Origin of the sequence: Limnohabitans sp., assembly GCF_044361985.1 — a bacterium.
Classification (GTDB): Bacteria; Pseudomonadota; Gammaproteobacteria; order Burkholderiales; family Burkholderiaceae_C; genus Limnohabitans_A.
Genome location: NZ_JBIKHV010000135.1, coordinates 1 through 4,838, shown reverse-complemented (window position 1 = coordinate 4,838; position 4,838 = coordinate 1). Strand labels below are relative to the sequence as shown.

The window sequence follows — 4,838 nt, the reverse complement described above, 5'->3', positions numbered from 1 at the left end:
CAAAAAGTCATACAGCAACTGGGCCTTGGCGATGTTGCGCTGCTCCATGGCCGCGATGCCGCCGTGCTTTTTCAGCCATTGAAACACCAGGCCGGCGATGTAGATGCTGTAGGTCGGCGGTGTGTTGTACATCGATTCGTTGTCAGCCACCAGCTTGTAATCAAAAGCGCTGGGGCAGTGGGGGTGGGCTTTGCCGATCAGGTCTTCACGCACGATGACCAAGGTCAGGCCCGCCGGTCCAAGGTTTTTTTGGGCTCCGCCAAAAGCCAGACCGATGCGAGACCAGTCCACTGAACGGGATGCGACATGGGAAGAAAAGTCCACCACCAAAGGGGCGTTGCAGCCCAGTGCTTTCAGGTCGGGCAGTTCTTGAAATTCGACGCCGTGAATGGTTTCGTTGCCACAAATGTGCACATAACGGCTGTCTGCGCCAATTTGCCAAGTGGCAGGGGAGGGCAGTGTGGTGAAAGCATCGGCCTGGGCCGAAGCGGCGACGCGGGCTGCACCATATTTGCTGGCTTCTTGCTGCGACTTCTGGCTCCAGCTACCGGTCAGCACAAAGTCCATGGCCCCGCCTTGCGCCAGGTTCAAGGGCACGATGGCGTTTTCGGCCAGGCCCCCGCCTTGCATGAACAAGATCTTGAAGTTTTCGGGCACCGCCAACAACTCGCGCAGGTCATTGTGGGCCTGCTCGTAAATGCCGATGAACTCTTTGCCGCGATGGCTCATCTCCATCACGCTCATGCCGGAGGGTCGGCCTTGAGCATCGTGCCAGTCAAGCATTTCGGCCGCTGCTTGTTGCAGCACGGCCTCTGGCATGACGGCAGGACCTGCCGAGAAGTTGAACGCGCGCCCCATCACTTATTCGGCGGGCGCAGCACTGTCATCCGGGGCGTCATCGCCCTCGTTACTGCCAGTTTCGCCATCGGCAACGTTCGCATCGTTTTCGACAATGCGCTGCAGGCCAGAAAGTTTGGCGCCTTCGTCCAGACCGATCAGGGTCACGCCTTGGGTGGCGCGGCCGAGCTCACGGATTTCAGACACGCGGGTACGCACCAGAACGCCGGTGTCGGTGATCAGCATGATCTCATCATCGGCATGCACCAAAGTGGCGGCGACGACTTTCCCGTTGCGCTCGGATTGCTGGATTGCGATCATGCCCTTGGTGCCTCGGCCATGTCGGGTGTATTCAACAATCGACGTGCGTTTGCCGAAGCCATTTTCTGTGGCAGTCAAGACGCTTTGTGTTTCGTCTCCGGCCACCAACATGGCGATCACGCTCTGGCTTTCCTCGATCATCATGCCGCGCACACCGCGTGCACTGCGGCCAAGGGGGCGAACATCGTTTTCATCAAAGCGCACGGCCTTGCCACCATCGCTGAACAGCATCACATCGTGTTTGCCGTCTGTCAGCGCTGCACCGATCAAAAAGTCTCCCTCGTCCAGATTGACCGCAATGATGCCGCCTTTGCGTGGGTTGCTGAATTCATCCAGCGATGTCTTTTTGACCGTACCCATAGAGGTGCCCATGAACACGTAGTGGTCGGCAGGGAAAGTGCGCATCTCGCCTGTGAGGGCGAGCACGACGTTGATTTTTTCGCCTTCTTGCAGCGGGAACATGTTGACGATAGGGCGGCCACGCGAGCCGCGTGAGCCAGCGGGCACTTCCCAAACCTTGAGCCAGTAAAGGCGGCCCCGGTTCGAGAAGCACAGCAAATAGTCGTGCGTGTTCGCAATGAAGAGCTGGTCAATCCAATCGTCTTCTTTGGTCGCCGCGGCTTGCTTGCCACGCCCACCACGCTTTTGTGAGCGGTATTCGCTCAAGGGTTGGCTCTTGATGTAACCGGTGTGCGACAAGGTCACCACCATGTCGGTTGGTGTGATCAGGTCTTCGGTCGAAAGGTCTTGCGCACTGTGTTCGATCTCGCTGCGGCGGGCGCCGATCTTGGTCTGCCCAAATTCCTGGCGCACGGTGCCCAACTCGTCGCCAATGATGGTCGACACGCGTTCCGGCTTGGACAGGATGTCCAACAGGTCTTCGATCACGGACATGACTTCTTTGTATTCGGCCACGATCTTGTCTTGCTCCAGCCCGGTCAGGCGTTGCAGGCGCATTTGCAAAATCTCTTGCGCTTGCGTATCAGACAGGCGGTACAAGCCGTCCTGGCCCAAACCATATTCGCGCTCCAGACCTTCAGGGCGGTAGTCGTCGGCGTTGACAACCGAGCCATCGTCGCGGGCACGCGTCAGCATGGTGCGCACCATGGCGCTGTCCCAGCCGCGGTTCATCAGATCCACTTTGGCCACGGGGGGTGTGGGCGCGCCACGGATGATGGCAATGAAATCATCGATGTTGGCCAAGGCCACAGCCAGGCCTTCCAGCACATGGCCACGGTCACGCGCCTTGCGCAGCTCGAATACGGTGCGGCGTGTCACCACTTCGCGGCGGTGCTGCAAGAAGACCTGCACCAAGTCTTTCAGGTTGCACAACTTGGGTTGCCCGTCAATCAGGGCCACCATGTTCATGCCAAAGGTGTCTTGCAACTGGGTCTGCTTGTACAGGTTGTTCAGCACCACCTCGGGCACCGCCCCACGCTTGAGCTCGATCACCAGGCGCATGCCCGATTTGTCGGACTCATCCTGGATGTGGCTGATGTCTTCAATTTTCTTTTCGTGCACCAACTCGGCCATGCGCTCTTGCAAGGTCTTTTTGTTGACCTGGTAAGGCAACTCGTCCACCACGATGCACTGGCGCTGACCTTTGTCAATGTCCTCGAAATGGCACTTGGCCCGCATGACCACGCGGCCACGACCCGTGCGGTAGCCGTCCTTCACGCCGGTCATGCCATAAATGATGGCGCCCGTCGGGAAGTCGGGTGCCGGAACGATCTCCATCAACTCGTCGATCGAGGCTTCTGGGTTGCGCAGCAAATGCAGACAAGCGTCCACCACCTCGTTCAAGTTGTGTGGCGGGATGTTGGTGGCCATGCCAACCGCGATACCGCCCGAGCCGTTGATGAGCAAGTTGGGCAGGCGCGAAGGCAACACCAAGGGCTCTTTTTCAGAGCCGTCGTAGTTGGGTCCGAAGTCGACGGTTTCCTTGTCGATGTCGCCCAGCATTTCGTGGGCGATCTTGGCCAGGCGGATCTCGGTGTAACGCATCGCAGCCGCGTTGTCACCATCGACCGAGCCGAAGTTGCCTTGGCCATCGACCAACATGTGGCGCATCGAAAAATCTTGCGCCATGCGTACGATGGTGTCGTACACCGACTGGTCGCCGTGCGGGTGGTATTTGCCGATCACATCGCCCACGATACGGGCTGATTTTTTGTAAGGGCGGTTCCAGTCGTTGTTCAACTCATGCATGGCGAACAAGACCCGGCGATGCACTGGTTTCAAACCGTCGCGTGCATCTGGCAGGGCACGACCCACGATCACGCTCATCGCGTAATCGAGGTAGCTGCGCCGCATTTCCTCTTCCAAACTGATGGGCAGTGTTTCTTTGGCGAACTGGGTCATAAACTTGGAGAAAGTAGGGGGCGCATTAAAACGACGATTTTAAGTGCAAGCGGGTGTCGCACATACGCAACATTTGTTATTCATTTGGGGTCTGCATTCGGCGTACGTAAGCCATTTAACGAATCACACTGCCGTCTATGGCACAATAAATGTCAACGGTTCAGGTGACGGTCACCCGAAACGTATTTTTTTCGCAGCGAGTCTGCGGCTTTATCCCTCAAGAGGAAGAACATGAATAAATTCAACAAAGTGGCGATGTTGTTGGCCTCCGCAGCTCTCGTAACAGCCGCCGGCGCGCAATCTGTTGACAACTGGCGCAATGGCTCTGGTGAACTCGTTTGGAAAAACGGCACCCAAGAACTGTGCTGGCGTGATGCCAACTGGACACCTGCTACTGCAGCTGCCGGTTGCGATGGCGCCATTGTTGCTCCTAAAGCTGCTCCAGCCCCTGCACCAGCACCAAAAGCTGCTGCACCTGCACCAGCACCCGCACCGAAAGCTGCTGCTCCTGCAGCTCCAGCCCGTCCACCCGCAGCTGCCACCAAAGTGACTTACGCTGCTGACGCATTCTTTGACTTTGACAAATCTGTCTTGAAGGCCGAAGGCAAAGCCAAGCTGGACGACCTGGTCGGTAAAGTCAAAGGCATCAACCTAGAAGTCATCATCGCTGTGGGTCACACCGACGCTGTGGGCGCTGACGCTTACAACCAGAAACTGTCTGTCAAGCGCGCTGACGCCGTCAAGGCTTACTTGGTGTCCAAAGGCATCGAGAAAAACCGCGTTTACACCGAAGGCAAAGGCGAGAAGCAGCCAGTTGCTGACAACAAAACTTCTGCTGGCCGTTCCAAGAACCGCCGCGTTGAAATCGAAGTTGTGGGTACACGCCCTAACTGATCGTTTCACAACGCTCCAAAAAAGCCCCAGCAATGGGGCTTTTTTTTGGCCATCGCACAGCGCTTCATGCGCGTTGACCGACAATCAAGCCTATGAATGCCTCAACTTCTAACGCTCCTTCTAAAGCATCCTCCAATGTCGACCCGGCCGAGCTGACCAAATTTTCTGATCTGGCCCATCGCTGGTGGGACCCGGAGAGCGAATTTCGCCCTTTGCACCAAATCAACCCGCTTCGCCTCGAGTGGATACATGGCTTGGTGCCCTTGACCGGACTGAAGGTGGTCGACATTGGGTGTGGCGGCGGCATCCTCTCAGACGCCATGGCCCGCAAAGGGGCAGATGTTTTAGGCATTGACCTGGCCACTAAATCCCTCAAGGTGGCCCAGTTGCACGCCCTCGAAGCGGGTACAACCGGTGTGCAATAC

General features: G+C 57.4%; 4 protein-coding genes. 2 read left to right on the top strand and 2 right to left on the bottom strand.

Annotated features, from left to right (window positions below; translation table 11 throughout):
* Both serC and gyrA read right to left on the bottom strand, forming a co-directional pair.
* A partial coding sequence (serC, locus tag ACIQ3A_RS13840; RefSeq protein WP_396432306.1) for a 3-phosphoserine/phosphohydroxythreonine transaminase occupies window positions 1–858 on the bottom strand: 858 nt, incomplete at its 3' end.
* Window positions 859–861: 3 nt separating this feature from the next.
* The gene (gene gyrA, locus ACIQ3A_RS13835) at window positions 862–3,519 is read right to left on the bottom strand and encodes a DNA gyrase subunit A (RefSeq protein ID WP_396432305.1); all 2,658 of its coding nucleotides are present in this window, start codon (window positions 3,517–3,519) and stop codon (window positions 862–864) included.
* Window positions 3,520–3,750: 231 nt separating this feature from the next.
* On the opposite strand from gyrA, the gene ompA reads away from it, so the two are divergent.
* On the top strand, window positions 3,751–4,413 hold the full coding sequence (ompA, locus tag ACIQ3A_RS13830; protein ID WP_396432304.1) for an outer membrane protein OmpA: 663 nt from the start codon (window positions 3,751–3,753) through the stop codon (window positions 4,411–4,413).
* Between the two features lie 92 nt (window positions 4,414–4,505).
* Window positions 4,506–4,838 (top strand): bifunctional 2-polyprenyl-6-hydroxyphenol methylase/3-demethylubiquinol 3-O-methyltransferase UbiG (gene ubiG / locus ACIQ3A_RS13825; RefSeq protein ID WP_396432303.1); only part of this gene is annotated, 333 nt, incomplete at its 3' end.

Coding starts and splice junctions, on each gene's coding strand:
- gyrA (WP_396432305.1), bottom strand. CDS start 3,519: ATGACCCAGTTCGCCAAAGAAACACTGCCCATCAGTTTGGAAGAGGAA.
- ompA (WP_396432304.1), top strand. CDS start 3,751: ATGAATAAATTCAACAAAGTGGCGATGTTGTTGGCCTCCGCAGCTCTC.